Source organism: Haloterrigena salina JCM 13891, from assembly GCF_000337495.1.
Lineage (GTDB): Archaea > Halobacteriota > Halobacteria > Halobacteriales > Natrialbaceae > Haloterrigena > Haloterrigena salina.
Genome location: NZ_AOIS01000063.1, coordinates 133,923 through 155,776 on the forward strand (window position 1 = coordinate 133,923; position 21,854 = coordinate 155,776).

A 21,854-nucleotide genomic window follows, 5' to 3' on the forward strand; every position below is an offset into this window, starting at 1 on the left:
CTTACCACCTCATCGTCGTTGGGACCGTGACGTCGACGTCACGGAAGTTGCGATACAGCACCAGGATGATCCCGAGTCCGACGGCGACCTCCGCGGCGGCCAGCGCCATGGTAAACAGCGCGAACACCTGTCCGGTGAGGTTGCCGTGGTAGAACGCGAACGCGATCAGATTGATGTTCGCTGCGTTCAGCATGAGTTCGACGGACATCAGGAACAGCAGTGCGTTCCGACGCGTCAGGACTCCCATGAGTCCGATACAGAAGACGGCCATCGACAGCAGGACGTAGTACTCGACGGCGACCGTCACTGACGGTCACCTCCGTTCGAGTCGTCGCCTGCCGCGGTCTCGGATCGGCCGCCATCGGTCGCCGTCGGCTCCGAGTCGCCGAACCCGCTCGAGTCGGTCGCCGGACGGGCGCCGGTGCCGGCGTCGTCGGGGCTCGTACTCGAGAGCGGCGAGACGGGTTCGCCCGACTCCTCGCGTTTCGCGAGGACCAGGGAGGCGTCCAGCGCCGCGTCGAGCGCGACCGCGATCAGCAGGAACGCCGCGAGGAACGGTTCGGTGCCCACCACGCCCGCGTCCTGCTGGAGCGCCTCGAGGTCGAACAGCGCGTAGCCGATGGCAGCGGTGATCGATTCGGCTTCGAAGCCGCCGTCGGCCATCGACTCGAACGGCGTGTTGAGGACGATCAGTGCCATCAGCGCGAACAGCCCGACGGCGAGCAGCCCGGGGACGAGCGTCTTCCCAAGTCGGAGTCGCGGTCGGTTCGTCATGTCCGCACCACCTCCTCGGAGTCTGAATCGGACGCCGTGTCCTCGCGCTGGGTGAGCATCACGGCGAACGTGATGAGGACCAACACCCCGCCGACGTAGACGAGGATCTGCATCATCGCGACGAACTCGGCGGCGAGCATCACGAAGTGGACCGCGATGCTCATCAGCGCGACGCCGAGTAACAACGCCGCGTGCCAGGGCTCCTCGATGAGGACTACGCCCAGCGCGCTGGCGATCGTCACGAACGCGAAGGCCACGAAGGCGATCGTTTCCAACATGGTTACTGGTAGTCGACCTCTCCTTCACCCTCGCCGATCCACGCGCCCCGGTCGGGTTCGCGCGACTCGAGCGGGTCGATGTCCTTGTACCACGGTACCGCTTTCAGCTGCTCCTTGTTGTAGACGAAGTCGTGTTTCGTGTCCGCCGTGAACTCGAAGTTCTGGGTCAGCAGGATGGCGTCGACGGGGCAGACCTCCTCGCAGAGCCGGCAGTAGACGCACTGCCCGATGTGGAGGTTGTACTGTTCGCCCTGTCGCTGGTCGTTCGTCACGATCTGGATCGTGTCGTTCGGGCAGACGTTCTCACACTGCCGACACCAGATACATCGCTCCTGACTGAACTTGTGGACGCCCCTGAACCGCGGGGAGACGTCCGGTGCTGTCTCGGGGTACTCGACCGTGAAGGTCGACCCGTCCAGTGCGTGCTTCATCGTCGTGGCCATTGATTTGAGAATTCCGATCATGCTAGGACCCCCACGATCACTGCGGTGAGGATGAGGTTCGCGAAGGAAAGGACGAGCAGTCCCTTCCAGCCGATCTCGATCAGTTGGTCGATCCGGACCCGGGGCACCGCCGAGCGGAGCCACTGGGTCAGGAGGAATATCGCCCAGATCTTGACGATGAACCAGACGATGCCGAGTGCCGCCGGCCCGGGCCCGGCCGGACCGCCGAGGAAGATCGTCGCGATGATCCCGCCCCCGAGGAAGATGTGGAGGAACTCCCCGAGGTAGATCAACACGAAGTAGACCGAGGAGTACTCGGTCTGGTATCCGGCGACGATCTCGGTCGGCGCTTCCGGCGTGTCGAACGGGTTACGGCCGACTTCCGCGAAGTTCGCGACCAGGAAGAGGACGAACGCGAACGGGTTGACCAGCGCGTACCACCGCGGGATGTCCAGGCCGGCGAACGAAACCAGCGGCTCGGCCTGGGCCGCGACGATCTCGCTCATCTGGAGGGTGCCGGCGAAGATCACGACCGACATCCCGGTGACGACCAGCGGGATCTCGTAGGCGATGTTCTGTGCCACCGCGCGGAGTCCGCCGATCAGCGAGTACTTGTTCGCCGAGGAGTAGCCGGCCATCACCAGTCCGAGGCTCGCGATCCCCGAGACGGCGAAGACGTACGCCAGCCCGACCTCGGGATCGGCGAGGTGGACGCCGCTGCCCATCGGGATCACAGCGAAGCCGAGCAGGGCCGAGCCCGCGACGACGATCGGCGCGAGGTCGTAGGCCGGTCGGTCGGCGTTCTCGGGAACGACCAACTCCTTCGACAGGAGGCGAACGGCGTCGGCGAGGATGATGAAGATTCCGCCCGGTCCGAGCCGGTTGACCGCGATCCGGTCGGTAAAGGCGGCGGTGATCTTCCGCTTCGCCCACGGGCCGGCGACGCCGGTCATTGCCAGCATTAGGTTCCCGATGACGAACGCGGCGAGGAACGTCGCGAGCAGTTCGCCCCCGACGCCGAAGCCGTCCAGCCCCGTTAGCTCGCCGATCCGCTCGGGGAGCAGGATCGTGTCGCCGTTCTGGAGCGGTGCCGTCGCGTATCCACCCACCATGGCTATCGGTCCACCTCTCCGAGAACGATGTCCAAGCTACCGAGCGACGCGATCAGGTCCGGGACGTACTCGCCGTTCGCCATCTCCGGCAGCGCGGAGAGGTTGTGGAAACACGGGCTGCGGATCTTGAATCGGGCCGGCTTGTCGGTGCCGTCGGCCCGGATGTAGATGCCGAGTTCGCCCTTCGCGCCTTCGACGGCGCGGTACACTTCGGTGTCGGCGTCCGGCTTCAGCGTCCGCGGCACGTTGGCCTGGATCTCTCGCTCGTCTTCGGGCCAGTCCTCGAGCAGGTCGAGACACTGCTCGATGATCTTGGCCGACTCCTCGACCTCCTGCATGCGCACGAGGACGCGGCTGTAGTTGTCACAGCCCGGCTCAGTGACGACGTCCCACTCGAGTTCGTCGTAGTAGCCGTAGGGGTCGTCGCGCCGGAGGTCGTAGTCGATGCCCGAGCCGCGGGCGACGGGACCCGTACAGCCGTAGTCTTTCGCTACCTCGGGCTCGAGAACCCCGGTGTCGTGGGTCCGGACCTGGAAGATCTCGTTGCTGGTGAGCAGGTCGTGGTACTCGTCGACCTTGGCCGGCAGTTCGTCGAGGAAGTCCCGCGTCTTCGCGACGAACTCGTCGCGGGGTTCCGGCAGATCCCAGGCGACCCCGCCCAGCCGGAAGTAGTTGAACATGAGTCGCTGGCCGGTGAGGTCCTCGAGGATGTCCTGGACGACCTCCCGATCGCGCATGCCATACTGGAAGATAGCGGTGAAGTCGCCGTAGACGTCCAGTGCGAACGTCGCCAGCGCGAGCATGTGGGAGGCGATTCGACAGAGTTCGGCGCCCATGGTTCGGATGACCTGGGCGTAGTCGGGCACCTCGATGTCGGCCAGATCCTCCGCGACGCGCGCGTAGGCCCACTCGTTTAACAGCCCCGCCGAGACGTAGTCCCAGCGGTCCGGGTAGGGCATGATCTGGTGGCGGTACGTTCCGTTCTGGCACATCTGCTCCTCGCAGCGGTGGAGGTAGCCGATGTCGGGGTCGACGTCGACGACCGTCTCCCCGTCGAGTACCNCCGTCTCGAGGTGGAGCACGCCGTGGGTCGCCGGATGGTGGGGACCGATGTTCAGAAACATCGTGTCCGATTCGGCGTCGTGGTGGTCCGGCTGGATCGGATTGGCGTGGTCCGTGAGGGTGACCAGCTGCGGTTTCTCCTGGTCGTAATCCTGCGAGAGCGGGTGTCCCTGCCAGGTTTCCGGCAGGAGGATCCGTCGTGGATCCGGATGGCCCTCGTAGTCGATGCCGACGAGGTCGAAGGCCTCCCGCTCGTGCCAGTCGGCCGTCGAGAACACCGGCGCGGCGGACTCGCTGACCGGGTCGTCGATCGGCGTCGGAACGACGATCGAGACCTCCTGGGTGGGATCGGCGTACTTCTTCAGGTGGTAGACCGACTCGTACCGATCCTCGTACTGCTGGGCGGTCAGGTTCGAGAGGTGATCGAACCCGCCCCGCTCTTTCAGATCCGAGAGGACGCTCTGGACGTCGTCTGGGCGGACGACGAATCCGGGCGCGTTCAGGTGATCGTCTCGCGCGAGCGCGCGATCACCGACGATCGCCTCGAGATCGTCCTCGGAGAGCTCGACCGGCACTCGATCGCGTTCGAGTCCCGTGCTCATGGCGAATCAGCCCAGTTGTATCGCATGACGAGGTCCTCCTCGTCGATCTCGCTCGCGAGTTTCTGGACGAGTTCGTCCTGTGGCAGGTCGCCGAACTCCTCGAGTTCGTAGGGTTTGACGACGACGGGTGACGACTCGCCGTTCCGGATCCGCTCTTGCAGTTTGGCGATGCCGTAGACCAGCGCCTCGGGGCGGGGCGGACAGCCCGGGACGTGGATGTCGACCGGGATGATCTCCTCGGCGCCCTTGACGACGTTGTACCCTTCCTGGAAGGGGCCGCCGGAGATCGTACACGAGCCCATCCCGACGACGAACTTCGGTTCCGGCATCTGGTCGTAGACCCGCTTCATGCGGGGGCCGAACTTCGAGACGATCGTTCCCGGAACGATCATCACGTCGGCCTGTCGCGGCGAGGCGCGGGGGACGCCGGCGCCGAAGCGATCCAGGTCGTGTTTGATCGCGTAGGTGTGCATCATCTCGATGCTGCAGCAAGCGATCCCGAACTGCAGCATGAACATCGAGTTGCCCCGCACCCAGTTCATGAACTTGTCGAACTTGGTGAGGATGAACGGCGTCGAACCGAACGCCTCCCGGAGCTTCGAGTTGAACCGGTCGTCGGGCCCCTCTCCGATCCGCGAGTCGCGGGTGTCCGTCGACGGTGCGGTGCTGCCGTGGATCTGTTGCCGTGGATTGTTGCTACTCATTGTCGGTCAGAGTCGGCCGCTGCCTGACGGGGTGTCTGTGCCCACTGTACTGCGCCGTTGCGCCACGCCCACGCGAGTCCGACCAACAGGATGGCGACGAACAGCAACATTGGCCCGAGAATCTCGAGTAGCGAGACGGAATCCGATTCGACGGCATCCAGGTACACGACCGCCCAGGGGAACAGAAGGACGGTCTCGATATCGAAGACGAGGAACAGAAGTGCAACCGTGTAGTACTGGATGTTGAACCGGACGCGCGTCCCGCCGGTGGGGATCTCGCCACTCTCGTAGGTGGCGCGTTTGCTCGTTTCGGGAACGGTCGGCCGCAGGAGGTAGGATACCGCCATCATTCCGAGCGGTATCAACAGTCCCACGAGCGCCAGCGCCCCGATAGCGATCCAGTCATTCATCTCCGTAACGTTCGAGGGTTCCAACCGCACGCATATAAGGGTTGATTGTTCGTTTTTCGGCAAAATCAGGTATCTTCCACCGACGTTCGTGATGAATTCCGACAGCAAATCGGAATCGTATGTGATAGTTCTGCATATGAAGGCTGTACGAATCGGTAGTAACTGATTACGACCACTCGCGCTCGAGAGACGGGACGGTCGTTTTCGACGGTATCAACGGCTGATAATCGACTTCAAAGTCGACCGAACGGTCACTATTCCGGCACTAAATATACTATCAGAATGATAATTTGGCAGAAAAACGAACGGCGTCCCGTCTGTAATGACGGCTGTACAATTCGATGGCCAATTACTCGCTCGAGAAGTTCGCGGTACCCTGGTCGTGAAGCCGTCGCGATACGTCGCCGACCCCCTCTCGGAGTCCGTCGTGGTAGTCCACGAGTCGCTCGCGGACGGCCTCGTGCTGGCGGGCGAGAATCTGGGCCGCTGACAGCGCGGCGTTGAACGATTTGCCGGCGTCGACCGCCACGAGCGGCGCGCCGGTCGGCATGCCGATGACGCTGTCGACCGACTTCTCTTGGACGGGAACGCCGATCACCGGCAGGGGGTAGGCGATCGAGGCGGTCATGTTCGGTAGGTCCGCGGACTTCCCGCCTGCGCCCGCGATAATGACCTCGAGGCCGCGGTCCGCCGCCGTCTCGGCGTAAGCGGTCATTAAGTCCGGCGTCCGGTGGGCCGAAGTGACGTAGGTTTCGAAGGTGAAGCGCTCTTCGGGCGGTTCCTCGTAATCGGTCTGCTCGGCGAAGCCGAGTTCGTCGACGAAGGCGTCGTAGGCGCCGCGACGCCGGCCGCCGGTCATCATCGTCTCGAGGTCGGAGTCGCTGCCCATGACGATGCCGACGTCTGGCGTCTCCGCGTCCGGGCGGTCCTGGTCGGCCTCGCGGTGCAGGCGGTCGATGAGGTCGCTGACGCTATCGCTCATGCGTGGTGGTGTGCGGGCGGATGACTTGAAACGGTGGTAAACGAGCCGATCGGGGTTCAGTTCCGGAACGTTACCGCGTCCTCGAGTTCGCGCGCGGTCTCCAGGAGCGCCTCGACGTCGGCGTCCTCGTCTTCGGCCGACACCGTCACGTGACCCATCTTGCGCAGCGGCCGAACCTGGCGCTTCCCGTACCAGTGGAGGTTCGCGCCGGGGGTCTCGAGAAGACGGTCGATATCGCCCAGCTCCGCGCGCTGTTCCTCGTCGACGTCACCGAGCAGGTTCGTCAGGACGGTCGGCGAGCGCAGCTCCGTCGAGCCGAGCGGCCAGCCCAGCACGGCGCGGGTGTGCTGTTCGAACTGCGAGCTCTGGGCGCCCTCGATCGTCCAGTGGCCGGAGTTGTGCGGGCGCGGCGCGATCTCGTTGAGCAGGATTTCGCCGTCGGGCGTTTCGAATAACTCGATACCGTAGACGCCGCGGCCGTCCATTACCTCGAGGACGTCCCGCGCGACGTCATAGGCGCGTTCGGCAGCGGCCTCGCTCGAGCGCGCGGGGACGATCGTCTCCCGGAGGATCTCGTCGACGTGGACGTTCTCGCCCAGCGGGAAGGTCGCAACCTCGTCGTCTCCCTTGACGGCGATGACCGAGACCTCGCGCTCGAAGTCGACGAACGACTCGACCATCGCGGGGCCGGCGACCGACTCGAGGGCGTCCTCGGCGTCGGCTTTCGACTCGACCGGGACGTTGCCGCGGCCGTCGTAGCCGCCCGTACGAGCCTTCAACATTACTGGCGCGCCGTAGTCGTCGATGGCGTCGCGAATGTCGTCGGCGCCCTCGACCTCGCGGAACGGTGGCACCGGAACGCCCGCGTCCTCGAGTTCGCGCTTCTGGACGAGTTTGTCGTGGATCGTCCGCAGCGTCGACGGCTTCGGGTGGACCGGCGTCCCGGAGTCCTCGCTGACGCGTTCGAGGACGTCCTGATCGGCGAGTTCGATCTCGAAGGTGAGCACGTCCGCGCGCGCGGCGAGTTCGCGGATCCCCGCCTCGTCGTCGAAGTCGGCGACGATCTGGTCGCGGGCGACCGGCGCCGCCGGACAGTCCGGCGTTGGATCGAGCACGACGACCTCGACCCCCAGCGGCGAGGCCGCCTCGGCGAGCATCCGTCCGAGTTGTCCGCCGCCGACGACCCCGAGCGTCGGTCCCGGCGTCCGTAGCGTTGTCATTGCGCGGCGGTTGACGTTCGCCCCGCTTAAGGGTTCTCACTCCGCTACCCGCGGTCCTGACCGTCCGGTCGCAGCCCCGTCGATGCATCCGGCGGAACCCGGCGAATCGGCGGGTTCCCGATACGTGTCACTTGGCGGCCAATAACAAATTTACAGAGGGGTGCTTTGGTCCGCCAACCCACATGGCACAGCGGATCTCTCGAGATGAACCCGAACCCGGAGTATCGAGGACTGAGTCGGCTGAACGACGGGTCGAATACACGTCCGAGACGATCGATCGACTCGAATCGTTCGCCGACGAGACGGAATCTCCGACGCTCGACGTCACCGCGACCGATCTCGAGGCTGCATATGCCGCGGGCGACGGCGACACCGACGGCGAGGCGACGGCCGTGCCGGACGCCCTCGTCGCGACACAGGCCGATCTCACGGCCGGGCTGCTCGATCCCACCGCGGCGGACCGGGCGGCAGACGTCACAGCGGCCGCCAGGGACCACGCCGACCACGAGATCGCCCCATCAGCGTACGTCGCGACGTACGCCCCCGCGATCGATCAGTTGATCGACGACGCGTTCGCGTCGATCGACGGCGAAGACGAATCGGACGCCGACCTCGAGACCGTCCGGGAGACGCTTCGCGCCGGTCTCAAGTCGACGCTGGTCGACGTCCAGATCGGCGTCGACGAGTTCGCCGCGACGGAGCCCGAGTCGGATCCGAACGAGGCGTCGGACGAGGACGAGAACGCCGACAACGAACACCTCGAGTCGGTCGGCCTCGAGACGGTGTTCGACGCGATTCCGAACCCGGCCTTCCTCATCGACGACGAGAACACGGTGCTGTACTACAATCGGCCCTACAGGCGACTGCTCAATCTGGACGCCGATCACCGCGACTTCCTCGGCGACGACTGCCGCGAGACCCTGGCCGCGGCGACGTACTCGGACGGGCGACGCCACCACACCCTCGCAGACAAGGTCGCCGAGAACCCGCGGGACGCGGACGCGGCCTGGGACGTCGAGCGCGTCGACGACGACTACGGCTTCGCGGATCGCATCGTCTATGGAGACCAGAGCACGATGAAAGACCACACGGGCGCGGAGACCCACATCGAGTTCCTCGCGATGCCGCTGTTCGATGCCGACGGCGAACTAGCGACCGTCTTGGAACTCATCTACGACCAGACCGACGCGGTGCGCCGCCAGCAGTCGGTTGAGCAGCTGATCGGCGAAGTGACCGGCACGCTCCGCAGCATCGGCGACGGCGACCTGTCCGCCCGAGCCGACTTCCACGACCAGTACGGGGTCGTCGATCCGACGCTCCTCGAGTTGACCGGCGAGGTCAACGACATGGCCCACGACTTCGAGGAGCTCGTCGAACGCGTCAACCGGCAGACCGACGGGCTCGCGGCCTCGATCGAGCGCACGACCGAGTCCGCCCATGAGATCGACGGCCAGGTGACCAGCCAGAACCAGTCCCTCGAGGCCGTCGCCACGGAACTCGAGGAGTTCTCCGGGACGATGGAAGAGGTGGCGGCGTCCTCGGGCGAGGTCGCCGACGCCGCCGACGAGGCGCTTTCGGAGGCCGATCGAGGCGTCGCGGCCATCGAAGACGCCACGGACGTCACCGACGAGATCCTCGAGAGCAGCGCGGAACTGGTCGAGACCGTCGAGACCTTAGACGAGTCGGTCGACGAGATCGGCGACGTCGCCGAGGTCATCGCCGATGTCGCCGACCAGACGAACCTGCTCGCGCTCAACGCCAACATCGAGGCGGCCAAGGCCAGCGACGACGGGGCCGGCTTCGCCGTCGTCGCCAACGAGGTGAAACGCCTCGCGGAGGAGACCCAAGAGCACACGGAGGAGATCGCGACGCGGATCGAACACGTCCAGCAGCAGGCCCGCAAGACCGTCGACGAGGTCGAAACCTCCCACGAACAGGTTCGCACCGCCGAGTCGGAGATTCGGGACGTGGTCCAGTCGTTTAGCACCATCTCCGATAGCGTCCAGACCGCCGCCGACGGCATCCAAGAGGTCGCCGACGCGAACGACGATCAGGCGGCGACGGTCGAAGAGGTGATGGCCACGGTCAAGGAGGTCCAACGGCACGCCGACACGGTCGCGGAGACGACGGACGAAATCGTCGTCGAGTTCGAGAAACAGGAGCAGGCCGTCATCGAACTCACCGATCGCATCCACGAACTGTCGGCCGGCCAGTAGGGTCGACCGCGGGAGTACGCGACGCGTCGCTCGCGTCGAGTCGCCGTTCGACGGCGGGTGACGCCGAACGCCGGGTCGCGGAGCGGTCGAGAACGGTACCTCTTTTACCCACCCTCTCCACCGCTGGCGTATGACCACGCTCGGACTGGTGGTCGCGGAGTTCAACCGGCCGATCACCGAGCAGATGGAGCAGGAAGCCCTCGAGGCGGCCCAGGCCGCGGGCGCCGAGGTGTACGAGACGGTCTGCGTCCCGGGCGCGTACGACGCGCCGCTGGCCGCGGATCGGCTTGCCCGCCGCGACGCGGTCGACGCCGTGGCCGTCATCGGGACGGTCATCACCGGCGACACCGACCACGATCAGGTGATCACCGACGCGACCGCACAGCGGCTCTCCGACGTCAGTCTCGAGCGTGATACACCCGTAACGCTCGGCGTGACGGGCCCCGGGATGTCCGCCGCCGAAGCGCGCGAACGCGTCGAGAACGCGGGCAAAGCCGTCGACGGCGCGCTCGACCTCGTCGACCAGCTTCCCGGTTCCGATCCGACTACAGATTCAGCGTAATACCAGCGATGACCATGGAATTCACCGACCGTCTGACCCGAGTCGAACCGTCCGCAACGCTTGCCATCTCCGCGCTCGCCACCGAGCTCGAGAACGACGGCGTCGACGTCGTCGACCTCTCCGTCGGCGAGCCCGACTTCCCGACCCCCGAGAACATCGTCGAAGCGGGCAAGGACGCGATGGACGCCGGCCACACCGGCTACACCACCTCGGCGGGGATCATCGACCTCCGCGAGGCCATCTCGGAGAAACTCGCCGACGACGGCCTCGACCACGGCCCCGAGGAGATCATCGTCACGCCCGGCGCGAAGCAGGCGCTGTACGAGATCATCCAGGCGCTGATTTCCGACGGCGACGAGGTCGCGCTGCTCGATCCCGCGTGGGTCTCCTACGAGGCGATGGTCAAGATGGCCGGCGGCGACCTGACCCGCGTCGACCTCTCCGAGACCGACTTCCAACTCGAGCCCGCACTCGACGACCTCGAGGCCGCCGTCTCCGACGAGACCGAACTGCTGATCGTCAACTCGCCGTCGAACCCCACCGGCGCCGTCTACTCCGACGCCGCCCTCGAGGGCGTCCGCGATCTGGCCGTCGAACACGACATCACCGTGATCTCCGACGAGATCTACAAGGAGATCACCTACGGCGTCGAGCCGACCAGCCTGGGCACGCTCGAGGGGATGGCCGACCGCACGATCACGGTCAACGGCTTCTCGAAGGCCTACTCGATGACCGGCTGGCGGCTGGGCTACTTCGCCGGCCCCGAGGACCTGATCAACCAGGCCGGCAAACTCCACAGCCACTCGGTTTCTTCGGCTGTGAACTTCGTCCAGCACGCCGGTCTCGAGGCCCTCGAGACCGAGGACCCGGTCGCCGAGATGGTCGACGCCTTCGAGGACCGCCGCGACCTCGTCATCAACCTGCTCGAAGAGCACGACATCGACGTCGCCGAACCCGAGGGCGCCTTCTACATGATGGTCCCCGTCGACGACGATGACCAGGCCTGGTGCGAGGGCGCGCTCGAGGACGCCCACGTCGCGACCGTCCCCGGCAGCGCGTTCGGCACCCCCGGCTACGCGCGGATCTCGTACGCGGCGAGCGAGGAGCGACTTGAGGAAGGCATCGAGCGGCTGGCCGACGAAGGCTACCTGTAGATTAAGACAGTAACGAACTGTCTGGGATTTCTTTGGCGAACTGGTCGTCGGCCGTTTAGATTTGATGCGCTGATTACTTTCACTGCGGTTACCCGCCTCTTATTTGGATCTGGTCAGAAACAGTATTTATGGACTGTCCGACGTGTGAAAAGTCGCTGAATACGGAACAAGGTATGCGTCAACATCATACGAAAATCCACGACGAACCTCTCCCAAACCGAACATGCAAGGGATGTAGAGCGAATTTTTACGATCCGAAATCACGTCGGGAGTTCTGTGATGACTGTAACGCAAACGGTGGAAAACATAACGGGAACTGAAACGGTGGAACCGAAACGGCCTCGTGTAAACGATGTGACTCGACGTTCGAATACTATCTATCCGACAAGCCCGGGATATATTGGCCGGGTTGCGTCGAAGAAGCCGACGAATTTCTCGGGACGCCATACTACGAGGTTCACGATATTGAACGCGTGAAACGTGTCTGTGAGGTTTGTGGAAGGATTAGAACGGTTCTCAAATCTAAAGCAAAACGGGAACCGGTGAAGTTTTGCAGTCAAAATTGTCTTCGGATCTGGTTGTCTGAACAGTGGGGAAACACCGATAATCCCTACAATGGAAAATGGAGAAAAGTAAAACGCAAAGCGCTAGACCGAGACGATCACATGTGCCAGCACTGTGGAAAGACTCGTGAGGAAATAGGCCATGAACCGGACGTTCATCATATAACTCCGGTACGAGAATTCAATGACCCACAACTTGCACACACACACACACACACACACACACACACNGGACGTTCATCATATAACTCCGGTACGAGAATTCAATGACCCACAACTTGCACACACACACACACACACACACACACACACTCGACAACGTGATCTGCCTCTGTCGTAGTTGTCATCGATATGCCGAAATCGAATCGATCGATAGCATCTCGCCAGTCGAGCAGGAGTAAACAATAACTCATAAGCCGTTCTGTCGTCAACCTACATCTGCCGATCAAGTCCCGTGGTGTAGTGGCCAATCATCTGAGCCTTTGGAGCTCAGGACGGCGGTTCGAATCCGCCCGGGACTATATAAATAATTTCGCACTTCGCGGCCGGCAATACGACATCTCGAGTCCCAGTCCGATATGAATTAGATACCACGAAACGACAAGCACTGAACTCGAGAGTTTGTCCGATCCCAATGGACGTCTCTCCTCGTGAGAGCATCGCCGTTCGCTGCGGTCGCTGGAACTGCCGATCTGCTCCCGTCGATTCCGACGGTTCCACCCGTAAGAGACATGACGGGAATTCTCCGCATTTCGGGCGTCTCCGACCGTTTAACGGAACGATAATGAAGTGGTTGATCACTCTTTCAGTAAGTAGATAGCTGTGCCGTATCGACTGAAACCGCTGCCGGGAGGAAGTCGGCAGCGGTCGACCGAAGCGACCGACGACAACCAAATTTACTGCAACGATGACACGGACGTCTGACCGTGACGACACCACACCGACCGAGCGTACCGAGGGCGAAGCGGATGGGCTAGATACGCTCGTCATCGGGATCGACGCGGGGTGTCGACCGGTCTTCGAGCGACTCTTCGAGGAGAACCGGATTCCGACCATCGAGCGGCTGTGTACCGAGGGCGCAACCGCGCCGTTAGAGTCCCAGATTCCGCCGTGGACGCCGAGCGCCTGGCCATCGATCTACACGGGCGTCAACCCCGGCAAACACGGCGTGGTCGGCTTCGTCGGCTACGACGGTTACGACTGGCACGTGACGAGCAACGACGACATCCAGGCGCACCCGCTGTGGACGCTGTTGGACCGACACGACCGCTCGAGCGTCGTCGTCAACGCGCCGGTGACGCACCCGCCCGACGAGTTCGACGGCGCGGTGATCCCCGGCTTTCTGGGCCCGGAGGATCCGCCCTGCCACCCCGAGGGGCTCCTCGAGGAGGTCCGCGACGAAATCGGCGAGTACCGCGTCTACCCCGCCTATACGCGCGGCGACGACTCGCTGTCCGACGACGAAAAGATCGCGGAGTACCGAAACCTAATTCAGATGCGCGGCGAGGCGTTTCGGTACCTCGCCGAGGAGTTCGATCCCGATCTCGGCTTTCTCCAGTTCCAGAAGACGGACACGGTCTTCCACGAGTTCGCCGGCGACGAGGAACTCGTCAACCGGGTCTACGAGGCGACCGACGACCAGCTCGCGGCGGTGCTCGAGGACTGCGATCCGAATCGCGTCTTCCTCGTGAGCGATCACGGGATGGGGCCGTACGACGGCTACGAGTTCCGGATCAACGAGTTTCTGCGGGACGAAGGCTACCTCGAGACGACGACCGGCGGCAAGGGGATGCCGTCGTGGACGCCGATGCGCAGGCGGCTCCGCGAAGGCGAGGAGTGCGAGTCCTGGGAACCCGGCGCGACGGCGCGCGCGGCGTCGATCGCCGCCCGGTTCGGGATCACTGCCAGTCGCATCAGAGTCGCCCTCGAGCGGGTCGGCCTCGCCGATCTCGCGAGGGAGTACGCGCCGAGTGGCGTCTCGCGGACGGCCAACGAGCAGGTCGATTTCGTTAACTCCGCGGCCTACGTCCGGGCCCGAACCGAACTCGGCGTTCGGATCAACCTCGAGGGGCGGGATCCGAACGGGGTCGTCCCGCCCGAGGAGTACGAGTCGCTTCGCGAGGAGCTGATCCGGCGCCTGCAGTCGGTCGAGACTCCCGACGGCGAGGCGCTGTTCGAGACGGTCGCACCGCGCGAGCGGTATTTCCACGGTGACCGCGTCGAGGATACCGTCGATATCGTGACGATCCCCAACGGCTTCGACCACATGATCTCCGAACAGCTACGCGACGGGGAGTACTTCGGCCCGGCCGAACCGTGGAACCACAAGCTCGACGGGATCTTCGTGGCCGCCGGCGAGGGGATCGACGAGGAGGCGGCGCTCGATCGCGTCCACATTTTCGATGTCGCACCGACGGTCCTGTCTTCGATGGGCGTCCCGTACAGCGATCGCATGGACGGGAGCGTCGCGCCCGTCGCCGATCCGGTCGACCCGATATCGTATGCAACCTACGAGGACGACGGCGACGGTTCTGATCGGTCGGAGCCCGACGAAGACGTGACAGACCGGCTTGCCGATCTGGGGTATCTGAACTGAGTCGCCGACCGGCTCGAGGTCGTCCCGGGTACTGCAACGGTCGCTTAGTCTCCGTATAGGTTTGGACGCCGTTCCCGACCACGCGATAGGAAACGGGCATCGCATGGGATTTATCGCTGAAGTTCATCTCGTTCACGACGAGCTCGCGTTGGCATCGACGATCGCAAACCATCCCGAGACGACGTTCCGGTACGAGTACGAGGCGTCGACCGACGACCGTCGATACCAGTTTGTCTCCGTGTTCAGCGACGACGAGACGGCCGTCGAGGATTCGATGGCGTCGGACCCGACGGTCTCGGACCCGACCCGCATCGCGACGTTCGAGAACCGGACGATCTTCCGCGTCGCACTCGAGACCGACCTCGCGGTCCTCCCCGACTGGGGCGGCGAGCACGGACTGTTCGTGTTCACGGTCACGAGCGGCGAACGCGGCTGGGTCGCTCGCATCTACCTGCCGAACCGGGACGCGCTGATCGCGTTTCGAGCGCGGTGTCGCGACCGCGGAATCTCCTTTCGCGTGACGCAGCTGTACGACACGTCGGTCTCCGACAGCGGCACCTTCCACCTGACCGACCAGCAACACGAGATCCTCATGATGGCCTACTACGGTGGCTACTTCGATATTCCCCGCGGAATCACGCAGGACGATCTGGCCGAACGGCTCGGCATTTCGGACTCGGCGGTCTCCCAGCGAATCCGACGCGCCGTTGCGGAACTGATCGCGGCGACGATCGAGAACGATCGGATGCCGAACCAGTAACTGGGGAACGAAATGAGCGGGCACTCGAGGAGGTGTTCTATCGATGTCGGACGAGCGTCAGACGGGGTATTAGATATCTTATTGACAGCATTGCTGAACGAATTAGTAATTCAGGGAGGCGCCGAATATCGGCACGAGTGCGCTTCAAACCGGAGATTATTACCCCGGCAATCAGTTGTGGCTGCTGCAAGTGTTGGGTAATCTACCACTATCCCATAGGGTTTCGGACTTAAAAGCTTGCTATCCGAAGCCATAGTTACTGGACCCCGTCATCACTCAGAAAGAAGTGAATATCAATGGTGGAACGAAGCGATCTGCGGCGTTCGGATGGGATGAACTCGCCGCAGTTTCAGTCGGATGGGAACGGTGCCGATCGATCTACTGACGACGGACGAACAGATACAGGACAAACACGACGCACGGTGCTCGGTGGGCTCGTGGCTGCGGGTGCAGCTGGTCTCGGTCTGTCGACGACCGCCGGCGCTTCGAGCGCGGCGGCCCCGTACGAGGAATACCACGACGAGTACGAGAACGTCGTCGACGTCGTCGAGGCCGGCGCGGACAACACCGGAACGGAATCGATCACGCCCGTCCTCGAGGACCTGCGCGCCGACGACACGCTGTTCGTCTTCCCGGAGGGGCGCTACTACATGGACGAGCAGTTCAGATACACGGGCTTCGAGAACATCGGCTTCGTCGGCGACGGCGCGACGCTCGTCCCGGCGGATTACCACACCTTCGACGGCCCGCAGTTTCGGCTGTTCCGTCTCGGCGTCACCTACAACCCCGGCAGTCGCCTCCGATTCGAGGGGTTCAAGGTCGATCAGACGGCCCCCGATACCGGGATCCGAGCGATCGAAGCCTACGTCTCCGATCGGCTCGAGGTGCGCGACATCACCGTTCGCGGCCAGCACGACAGCGGGACGTGGGGTCCGGGACTGTTCAACATCACCGATCCCGACGGGACGGGACTCGTTGAGCGGTTTCGGGCACCGGACGGCGGTGCGTGGGTCGAGAACACGCCGAACGCGGGCCAGCGCTGGCGTGGCCCGATCGGGATCGAGGCCAACCAGAACGCGGGTACCCTCGAGTTCAAACACTGCTGGCTCGGCGGCTTCCCGAACAACGGGCTCTACGCGGCGGGCAGCGAGGGACAGATCGTAGTCAGCGGCGGTCTCTACCGGAACAGTAACGGAGCGAACATCCGCGTCGGTGGCGCGAACAGCGTGATCCAGTGGCCGACGGTCGAGGTCGACGAGTCGCGACCGGAGGATCGATCCCAGCGTGGGATCCGAATCGAGAAAGGTCGAGACATCGAAATCTACGGTGCACTCGTCGATATCACCTCGCCGATGCCGACGAGCCACGCGATCTCGGTGATGAACACCTGCGAAAAGGCTCGGATCAAGAACACTGAGATTCGGATCAGCGGGTCGAGCGTCAACCACGGTATCGTCCTCTCGCCCGACTCCGGCGAGACGACGATCGCAGACACGTCGATCAGCCACGAGACCGCGGGCGGGTATCCGCTGTGGATCCGCGACAGCGACAGATCCGATCGGATCCTCGCCGAACACCTCACGATCTCGGGCCGATCCGGCGACGCCAGCGGCTTCCGCGACGGGATCCGTTGTGAACGGGACAACTGCCGGTTCAGCCACATCTCGGTCACCCAGGAGGGTCGTGACGGGACCGACCGGAACGCCATCGTCAACACGGGCGCGGACCTGACCGTCTACAAGAGCGAGCTGCGCGCCAGCCAGTATCCGTACCTCGACGTCGGGACCGACGCGCTGGTTCGCGACTCCGACCTCGAGTCGACGGGCGGTGAGGAAGCCGTCTGTCTCTACGCGTCCTCGGAGAACCCGACCTTCAAGAAGAATCGCCTCGCGGGCGGGATCCGCGACCTCGGCGCGAGTGGCGTCACGACCTGGGAGAACACGATCGAATAGTCGAGACGGTCTCCCCTGCGAGACGAGATCGACTGTATCGGCCACTCACCGGGGTTTAACACCCGTATAATAAGTCTTCGCCGTCGCTACGTCGCACTACTGTGAGCACGTTGGATGCTGAACGGGCGTCGGCGAGGGGAGCCGCCGACCCTCAGCACGGACGCTCCCCGGTGAGAGCGTGAATCGAAGTATCGCGAGCGGCGTCTTCTCGGTTGTCAGTGTGAAGGTCGTCGTGCAGCTCCTCACTGCCCTCTCGACGCCGCTCCTCTATCGGTTTCTCGGCCCGTCGAAGTACGGGGACTACGCGTTCCTGCTGTCCGTGTTCGCCATCTACATGATCTTCGTGAGCTCCGGCGTCACCGACGGCGTCCGGAAGTTCCTCGCGGAGGATCGCAACGACGCGAACTGGAGCGAACACGTCGTCGGCTTCTACTTTCGGCTGGCCATCGGTCTCGCCGCTGTCGGCGCCTTCCTGTTGATACTCGCCGCCCGATTGGGAATTGTCGACCGCGCGTTCGGCGACGGGTTCGCGATTTACTTCTACGCGCTCGCCGCCCTCGTCGTGACGGCGCAGTTTCGCGACTACGCCCGAAAGACGCTGATGGGCTTCGGTCTCGAGCGCTACTCGGAGCCGCTGAAGATTCTCGATACGGTCGCGTTCATCGTCGTCGCCGTCCCGCTGGCGTACGTCGGGGTCGGCGTGATGGGGGTCCTCGCGGGCCATCTGGTCGCGAGTCTGCTCGTGGCCGTCGCCGGACTGACCATCGTCAACCGCCGGGTTCCGCTGACGTGTCTCTCGAGTACGCCGACCGAACGGTTCCCGCGCAAGCAGATGCTCACGTTCAACACGATGAGCATCGTGCTCGTGTTCCTGCTGATGTCGCTGTACCACATCGACATCGTGATGCTCCAGCGGTTCCGGACGAGCGCGGACGTGGGGAACTACAAGGCGGCGCTGACGCTGGCCGAGTTCCTCTGGTTCGTCCCGCTGGCGATCCAGACCGTCTTCGTCCACTCGACGTCGGAGCTGTGGTCCCAGAACCGCCGCCGAAAGATCTCGAAACTGGCGTCGCGGGCGACGCGGTACACGTTCCTCCTGACGGCCGTCATGGCGGTCGGGCTGGCGGCGCTGGCCGACGTCGCCGTGCCGATTTACTTCGGCGACGAAGCCGTTCCGGCGATCGAACCCCTCCTGTTGTTGCTGCCGGGGGCGCTCGGATTCGCGCTCGCACGACCGATCCTCGCGGTCTCGCAGGGCAAAGGGAACCTCCGGTATCCGATCGCGGCCACCGGCGTGGCGGCGCTGCTCAACGTCGTCCTCAACGCCGCGCTCATTCCGCGCTACGGCATGCACGGTGCGGCCGTCGCGACCAGTATCGGCTACGGAACGATGTTCGTCTGTCACTGCTGGAGCGCCCGTCGCGTCGGTTTCGATCCACTCGCCGACGCGCGACTCGCTCGAGCGGCGTTGACGACCGTCCTCGCGGCCGGTCCCATCATCGCCCTCGCGACGGTAATCACGAATCCATGGCTCGCGCTCGCGGTGGTCCCGCCGGTCGGGTTCGTGATCTTCGTCGGCTTCGCGCTGCTAGTCGGCGCGCTGGACTCGTCCGAACCGTTCGAGATCCTCTCGGTGTTTCCCGATCCGATCGGCTCCCGGGCGGCCGCGATACAGGTGTCGTTCGAGGGCGAGGGTGACGAGGACGGCGAAACGCGAAGTTGGCTTCAGAGCCTGCTGTTCGTCGCCGGGCTGTCGCTGTTCGTTTCCGGACTCGCGCTGGGCATTCTCGGCACCGGCATCCAGAGTCTCCTTCCCTGATCGATCGGCGGAGTGAATGCGACCGATCGGGTTCGATCTCGATTCACACGGAACGCCGTTGCTGTTCCTCGAATGAACCGCTCGAGTTGACGCTGACCCTTAGGCCGAGTGAGAGCTAGTTACGCTGCGACCGACGGGTCGGAACCTGACGCGAAGTGAACTCGAGAACAGCGAAAGTCGATGAAAGCAGAAACCGGACAGCTGGGCGAATCGCGACAACGGAACTGGAGACGCGACGAGCGATCTCGACGACGAACGCGGGACTAGCGGACCTGGCGCTCGAGGTGTTCGCTCTCGGCCATGTCGAACACCATCGCGAACAGGAGGAACGCGATGCCGGCGACGAGCAGGAACACGGTCGTCGACCCCTGCACCGACGGACCGACCGTCGCGAGCGTCGCGAACAGCGTCACGACGGCGGCGAGGATGCCGGTCGCGGCCAGTCCGGCGCCGACGAGGTAGAAGAACGCCAGCGGGTGGAAATCGAGCACGAGGTACTTCGTCTTCAGCCGCCACAGGAAGTTCCGCAGGAGCATCGTCGACACCTTCGGGATGTACTCCGAGTACGTGATGCTCGACTCCTCGTCGCCGTAGACGGCCGGCATAGCCACGTCGGCAACGCGCATCCCGTGGACGTTCAGCTTCACTAAGAGGTCGTTACAGTAGCCGTAGTACTCGTAGAGGTTCTCCAAGTCGATCGCCTCGAGGGCGTCGCCGGAGACGGCCGTGTAGCCGTTCTGGGGATCCATCGTCTTCCAGTAGCCGGAGGCGATCTTGGTCAGGAACGAGAGGATCGCGTTCCCGACGAACCGAAACCGCGGCATCGCCGCGCGGTACTCCCGCGAGAGGAGGCGGTTCCCCTTCGCGTAGTCGGCCTCGTTCTCGACGAGCGGGTCGAGCAGCCGGGGCATCTGCGAGAGGTCCATCTGCCCGTCGGCGTCGACCGTCACGGTCGCGTCCACGCCGTCGGCGCGCGCGGCGAGATAACCGGTTTTGATCGCTCCGCCGGCGCCGCGGTTCTCGCGGTGGCGGATCGGGACGACCCGTCCGATCGCGTCCCGGACGGACGCCCGTTCGGTCAGCATGGACGCGCCGCCGTCGGTCACGAGCGCCGCGTCGTCGGCCGCGTCGCGTCCCGCGTTCGCATTGGCGTCGTCGCGGGCCGCCTCGAGGATCTCGTCCCAGGTCCCGTCGGTCGAGCGGTCGTCGATGGCGTAGATCCGATCGACGTAGTCGGGCATCTCGCGGATCACGTCGCCGACGAACCCCTCCTCGTCGTACGCCGGCACCACGACGCCGATCGAGGCACCGCGGTACATCAGTACCCCTCCAGCAGGTCGGACGGGGTAACGACGTCGACGTCGGCGGCATCGACGTGTGCGAGCAGGTCCGCGAACGCCGACTCCGAGATCCCGTCGTCACCGATGTGTTCGAAGTGCAGGACCGCCAACTGGCCGTATTCGGCCGCGTAGTCGACGTAGTCCCGCGTCGTCTGGCCGGCGGTTCCCGAGAAGAACCCGACGTCGTGGGAGTCCGTCAGCGGGAGCCCGTTCGGGGCGCTGCCGAACCGGAACGCCGTCTCGTGGTGCTCCCGGACGAGGTCGAGCGTCTCCGATCCGAGGATGTTCCGCGGCGTCATGAAGTGTCTCGCGCCGTCCTCGAAGCCACGGCTCTCGAGGAAGCGCTTCGTCCGCTGAATGCGTTCCGCCTGCTGCTCGCGGGGGAACTCGTGGAGGAACCGCGCGCCGGTCCGGGGGCGTGCGATGGCCTCCCAGCCGGCGTTGCCCAGCGTCTCGAGCTGCCCCATCGAGAGGCGACCGGACTCACCGAGGGCCTCCGGGATGACGGCCTCGACGCCCGCGAACTCGAACGCGTCCAGGTACTTGAGCGCGCGTTTGTAGTGATCCTCGAGTGTGGCGTCGAACAGGAGCATCACTGCGCCGCGGTCGGGGCGGTCGACCGTTCGGAGGTCGTCGATCCGACAGTCGATCGGGCCGGTCTGGTCGCCTCGGCGGCGGGCGGTCAGTCGGATCTCGCGGACGTCGCTCAGGTCCGGCGTTCCGTCGACGCCAATCGTCCCGAAGTCGACGCGCACCCAGCGATCGGTCGGGCCGGTCAGCGTCCGGTGCATCCGCACGGCGCTGCGCGCGTCGGGCGCGTACAGCTCGAGCGTCAGTCGCAACTGGTCGCGCTCCGAGAAGGAGACCGCCAGCGAGAGGTTCCGGTCACGGAGGTCCAGTCCGTCGGCGACGGACCGATAGATCGACGCGGCCTCGGTGCCCTCGTCGGCCGTTAGCCGCGCCGACTGCGAGTCCGCGTAGGGGTCGTCCGCGGTGGCTTCGAGGTCGCCGGCGTCGATCATTGCCGACCAGTCGTCGAGGGCTTCGAAGTCGTCGATCGATTCACCTGGCAGGTCGAGTCCGTCGGTCTCGGCGCCGCCACCGTTTTCCTCCTGTTCCTGTGACGGCGTCGACTCGTCATCGTCGTCGCCGCGCAGGCTCGAGAGACAGCCGGCGAGCCCGATCGCTCCGGCGGTGCCGATCGTCGTCACGAACGTTCGTCGGTTCCGGTGGGTCATTGGCTGCGGCGACGAACCGTTCTACCTTTCTTATACAGCTATTAGCCCACGAGCGACGTCAGATCAG

Annotated in this window: 19 protein-coding genes and 1 tRNA gene; 8 read left to right on the forward strand and 12 right to left on the reverse strand. The window is 64.4% G+C overall.

The features are described 5' to 3' along the window. Window position 1: 1 nt before the first annotated feature. The 10 genes from nuoK to C477_RS20035 form a co-directional block, all read right to left on the reverse strand. Complete coding sequence (nuoK, locus tag C477_RS19990) at window positions 2-307, reverse strand: NADH-quinone oxidoreductase subunit NuoK (RefSeq protein WP_008896377.1); 306 nt, start codon at window positions 305-307, stop codon at window positions 2-4. Beyond that, window positions 304-774, reverse strand: a complete 471-nt coding sequence (locus C477_RS19995) for an NADH-quinone oxidoreductase subunit J (protein ID WP_008896378.1) — start codon at window positions 772-774, stop codon at window positions 304-306. Before C477_RS19995 ends, nuoK begins: the two co-directional genes overlap by 4 nt. After that, window positions 771-1,052 (reverse strand): NADH-quinone oxidoreductase subunit J, encoded by a 282-nt coding sequence (locus C477_RS20000; RefSeq protein ID WP_008896379.1) that lies wholly within the window; start codon window positions 1,050-1,052, stop codon window positions 771-773. The genes C477_RS19995 and C477_RS20000 overlap by 4 nt, the downstream gene beginning before the upstream one ends. Before the next feature lie 2 nt (window positions 1,053-1,054). Next, a complete protein-coding gene (locus C477_RS20005) occupies window positions 1,055-1,516 on the reverse strand; it encodes a NuoI/complex I 23 kDa subunit family protein (RefSeq protein WP_008896380.1) in 462 nt (153 codons plus the stop codon). Further along, on the reverse strand, window positions 1,513-2,607 hold the full coding sequence (locus tag C477_RS20010) for a complex I subunit 1/NuoH family protein (protein WP_008896381.1): 1,095 nt from the start codon (window positions 2,605-2,607) through the stop codon (window positions 1,513-1,515). The genes C477_RS20005 and C477_RS20010 overlap by 4 nt, the downstream gene beginning before the upstream one ends. Window positions 2,608-2,609: 2 nt before the next feature. Beyond that, on the reverse strand, window positions 2,610-4,271 hold the full coding sequence (locus tag C477_RS20015) for an NADH-quinone oxidoreductase subunit D (RefSeq protein WP_008896382.1): 1,662 nt from the start codon (window positions 4,269-4,271) through the stop codon (window positions 2,610-2,612). Beyond that, the gene (locus tag C477_RS20020) at window positions 4,268-4,975 is read right to left on the reverse strand and encodes an NADH-quinone oxidoreductase subunit B (protein ID WP_008896383.1); all 708 of its coding nucleotides are present in this window, start codon (window positions 4,973-4,975) and stop codon (window positions 4,268-4,270) included. Before C477_RS20020 ends, C477_RS20015 begins: the two co-directional genes overlap by 4 nt. Then, on the reverse strand, window positions 4,972-5,385 hold the full coding sequence (locus C477_RS20025; protein ID WP_008896384.1) for an NADH-quinone oxidoreductase subunit A: 414 nt from the start codon (window positions 5,383-5,385) through the stop codon (window positions 4,972-4,974). The genes C477_RS20020 and C477_RS20025 overlap by 4 nt, the downstream gene beginning before the upstream one ends. Window positions 5,386-5,734: 349 nt before the next feature. Then, window positions 5,735-6,367: an AIR carboxylase family protein gene (locus C477_RS20030; protein ID WP_008896385.1), complete on the reverse strand. Its 633-nt coding sequence runs from the start codon at window positions 6,365-6,367 to the stop codon at window positions 5,735-5,737. A 56-nt stretch (window positions 6,368-6,423) separates the two neighbouring features. Then, window positions 6,424-7,587, reverse strand: coding sequence for a 5-(carboxyamino)imidazole ribonucleotide synthase (locus C477_RS20035; RefSeq protein ID WP_008896386.1), 1,164 nt, complete (start codon window positions 7,585-7,587; stop codon window positions 6,424-6,426). A 182-nt stretch (window positions 7,588-7,769) separates the two neighbouring features. Here C477_RS20035 and C477_RS20040 point away from each other — a divergent pair, with 182 nt between their 5' ends. The 8 genes from C477_RS20040 to C477_RS20075 all read left to right on the forward strand — a co-directional run bounded on the left by C477_RS20040 (window position 7,770) and on the right by C477_RS20075 (window position 19,209). Next, window positions 7,770-9,803, forward strand: coding sequence for a methyl-accepting chemotaxis protein (locus C477_RS20040; protein ID WP_008896387.1), 2,034 nt, complete (start codon window positions 7,770-7,772; stop codon window positions 9,801-9,803). Between the two features lie 130 nt (window positions 9,804-9,933). After that, complete coding sequence (ribH, locus tag C477_RS20045) at window positions 9,934-10,365, forward strand: 6,7-dimethyl-8-ribityllumazine synthase (protein WP_008896388.1); 432 nt, start codon at window positions 9,934-9,936, stop codon at window positions 10,363-10,365. 8 nt (window positions 10,366-10,373) lie between these two features. Continuing rightward, a complete protein-coding gene (locus tag C477_RS20050; RefSeq protein ID WP_008896389.1) occupies window positions 10,374-11,519 on the forward strand; it encodes a pyridoxal phosphate-dependent aminotransferase in 1,146 nt (381 codons plus the stop codon). A gap of 1,011 nt (window positions 11,520-12,530) precedes the next feature. Beyond that, window positions 12,531-12,603, forward strand: a tRNA-Gln gene (locus C477_RS20055). 386 nt (window positions 12,604-12,989) lie between these two features. Then, the gene (locus C477_RS20060; protein WP_008896390.1) at window positions 12,990-14,678 is read left to right on the forward strand and encodes an alkaline phosphatase family protein; all 1,689 of its coding nucleotides are present in this window, start codon (window positions 12,990-12,992) and stop codon (window positions 14,676-14,678) included. Between the two features lie 103 nt (window positions 14,679-14,781). Continuing rightward, window positions 14,782-15,438 (forward strand): helix-turn-helix domain-containing protein, encoded by a 657-nt coding sequence (locus tag C477_RS20065; protein ID WP_008896391.1) that lies wholly within the window; start codon window positions 14,782-14,784, stop codon window positions 15,436-15,438. Between the two features lie 437 nt (window positions 15,439-15,875). Beyond that, a complete protein-coding gene (locus C477_RS20070) occupies window positions 15,876-17,390 on the forward strand; it encodes a hypothetical protein (protein WP_008896392.1) in 1,515 nt (504 codons plus the stop codon). Between the two features lie 178 nt (window positions 17,391-17,568). Continuing rightward, the gene (locus C477_RS20075) at window positions 17,569-19,209 is read left to right on the forward strand and encodes a flippase (RefSeq protein ID WP_008896393.1); all 1,641 of its coding nucleotides are present in this window, start codon (window positions 17,569-17,571) and stop codon (window positions 19,207-19,209) included. Between the two features lie 263 nt (window positions 19,210-19,472). Here the strand turns inward: C477_RS20075 and C477_RS20080 are convergent, their stop codons facing one another. Then, entirely contained in the window at window positions 19,473-20,528 is a 1,056-nt protein-coding gene (locus tag C477_RS20080) for a glycosyltransferase family 2 protein (RefSeq protein WP_008896394.1), read from the reverse strand. Further along, window positions 20,528-21,787 carry a polysaccharide deacetylase family protein gene (locus C477_RS20085; RefSeq protein WP_008896395.1) on the reverse strand — a complete coding sequence of 420 codons (1,260 nt, stop codon included), beginning with the start codon at window positions 21,785-21,787 and terminating at the stop codon, window positions 20,528-20,530. Before C477_RS20085 ends, C477_RS20080 begins: the two co-directional genes overlap by 1 nt. Window positions 21,788-21,854 lie beyond the last annotated feature (67 nt).